3 protein-coding genes are annotated in these 2,402 nt (G+C 54.7%); all 3 read left to right on the plus strand.

The window, feature by feature from the left end; all coding sequences use genetic code 11:
* Positions 1 to 801, plus strand: an 801-nt coding sequence (gene nadE, locus HWQ67_RS16415; RefSeq protein ID WP_218253765.1) for an NAD(+) synthase, incomplete at its 5' end; no start/stop codon positions are given.
* Positions 798 to 1,760: a radical SAM/SPASM domain-containing protein gene (locus HWQ67_RS16420; protein ID WP_218253766.1), complete on the plus strand. Its 963-nt coding sequence runs from the start codon at positions 798 to 800 to the stop codon at positions 1,758 to 1,760. The genes nadE and HWQ67_RS16420, both read left to right, overlap by 4 nt.
* On the plus strand, positions 1,760 to 2,402 hold a 643-nt coding region (locus HWQ67_RS16425), incomplete at its 3' end, for a class I SAM-dependent methyltransferase (RefSeq protein WP_218253767.1). The genes HWQ67_RS16420 and HWQ67_RS16425, both read left to right, overlap by 1 nt.

Genomic DNA, 2,402 nt, shown 5'->3' on the forward strand with positions numbered 1-2,402 from the left:
GCAATCTACCGGATCCTGGTTCTCGGTACCAGGTACTACGCACGCAAGAACGGCTTCGAGAAGGCGGTGATCGGGTTGTCGGGTGGTGTTGACTCGAGTGTTGTGGCAGCCATAGCAGTCGACGCTCTTGGCGCTAGAAATGTCATCGGAGTTTCCATGCCTTCCCGCTACTCGTCCCGTGGGAGCCTGTCCGACGCCGAAGCCCTGGCCAGGAACCTAGGCATACACTATAAAGTGATATCTATCGAGAAGCTGTTCACCTTGTACCTGGAGACGCTGGCTGAGCACTTCAAGGGCACACAGCCTGATGTCACCGAGGAGAACATCCAGGCCAGGATCCGAGCAAACATCCTTTTTGCCCTGTCCAACAAGTTCGGATGGCTGGTGCTCGCCTGCGGTAACAAGAGCGAAGCATACACGGGCTATGCCACCCTCTACGGGGACATGGCCGGAGGGCTGGTCCCTCTCAAGGATGTATTCAAAACAACGGTCTATAAGCTGGCACGGTACAGGAACCGGCACGGAGAGAAGGAAGTGATACCGCATTCCGTGCTGATCAAAGCCCCGTCCGCCGAACTGAGTCCCGGTCAAAAGGATACGGATACTCTGCCCCCGTACGATATGCTGGACTCTATCCTGAAAGCCTATGTAGATGATCACTTAACGATTGACCAAATTGTTGCCATAGGCTTCGGCCAAGACATGGTTATGAGAGTGGCTTCCCTGGTAGCCAAGAGTGCATTCAAGCGATCCCAATCTGCTCCTGGCATCATGCTAACCCGCAGAGGAGACACACCATGAATAGTAGGCAATTAGTACACTGGGGACTGTCCTCGCTGTCCGCTGCGGTGAAAGCGGAGAGAAATTCAGGGTTACCCGTCCACCTGACTGTGGAACCGACCAACATATGCAACCTACACTGCCCGGTATGTGAAACAGGGGCAGGGATACTGGGCAGACCCAAGGGGTACATGTCCCTGGATAACTTCAAGAAGATACTGGACTCGGTGGGCGACCAAGTCAACACGATGCTGTTCTACGGCATGGGAGAGTCATTTTTGAACAGGGACGCTTACGACATGATAAGGTACGCCACAGGAAAAGGGATATACGTGTCCGCCTGCACCAACGGAGAGATCCTGGACATAGACAAGCTGGTAGGGAGCGGACTATCGGAAATCAGCTTCCAGATAAGCGGCCTGTCACAGGAGACGCATGCACAGTACCGCGTGGGTGGAAACCTGAGCAAGACCCTAGCGAACCTGTCCGCAGCAATAGAAGCGAAAGCCAAAGGACGGATGAGCACAAAGGTACAGGTCGGATTCATCGTGATGAAGCATAACGAGCATGAGATCAAGCAGGTGACCAACCTCAAAAAGCTAGGAGCCGACGAGGTGCTGATCATCGCTCCCTGTGTAAGGACCGTGGAGCAGGGAAAGAAGTTCATGCCCGCAGAGGATAAGTACTGGTACTACGACCGGGAAGCCTTCTCACGGGAAGTCCTCGTCCCTCGCAAGGTACCGCACAACCGGTGCTGGTGGATCTACTACAGCACTGTAGTCTGGTGGGATGGTGACGTCGTGCCGTGCTGCAGGGACGCGCGGGGCGAACACGTTATGGGGAACGTCCTCAACCAGCCGTTCGCGGATATATGGAATGGAGAACGGTACCGTGAATTCAGGCTCGCCGTAAGCAGGGTACAGGGACTCATGCTGTTGTGTAAGTTGTGCTCAGGATACGGGATACCGAGGTTATACTGATGGACGACATAGTGACGGGCACCGACTTTATCAGCACCAGGCAAAGGGTCAACGAGTCATACGGCTCGTTTGACTATGACTCGTGGGTGATGAACGTCATCAAGCCCGAACAGGGAGACGATGCCCTGGACCTGGGTTGTGGCACAGGCAAGCACGCACGCACGCTATCCCGCCTCGTGGGCACCGGAACAGTGGTGGGTGTAGACAAATCACCAAAAAGTGTTGCGGTCGCACGTAGCCTTTGCGGAACAGAAAAGCTGTACAACGTCCAAATAGTGGCGTGCGGTGTTGACATGGTGCCCCGCTTGCTGGACGACCGCAAGTTCGACATTATCCTTGCTTCATACTCAATATACTACTCCGCGGACCAGGTAAGCCTCATGAGAAGACTGGCCCATCTTCTGGAACCGTTTGGCCGTTTATTCGTCACGGGGAACGATAAAGGGAACAACCGCGAACTGGTCAATTTCATCAACAACCTGTCCCCGGCAATACCCGCCCCTGTCTACAGACCTTTCGTGACCGCACGCGAGATTGAGTGCGCCGGGTCGTCATACCGATGCTACACCGTCTATCACAAGACCAACAAGGTAGCTTTCCCCTCGTGCATGGAGATCACTGAATACTGGAGAGCGTCCAGCC

The organism is Candidatus Magnetobacterium casense, from assembly GCF_019173545.1.
Classification (GTDB): Bacteria; Nitrospirota; Thermodesulfovibrionia; order Thermodesulfovibrionales; family Magnetobacteriaceae; genus Magnetobacterium; species Magnetobacterium cryptolimnobacter.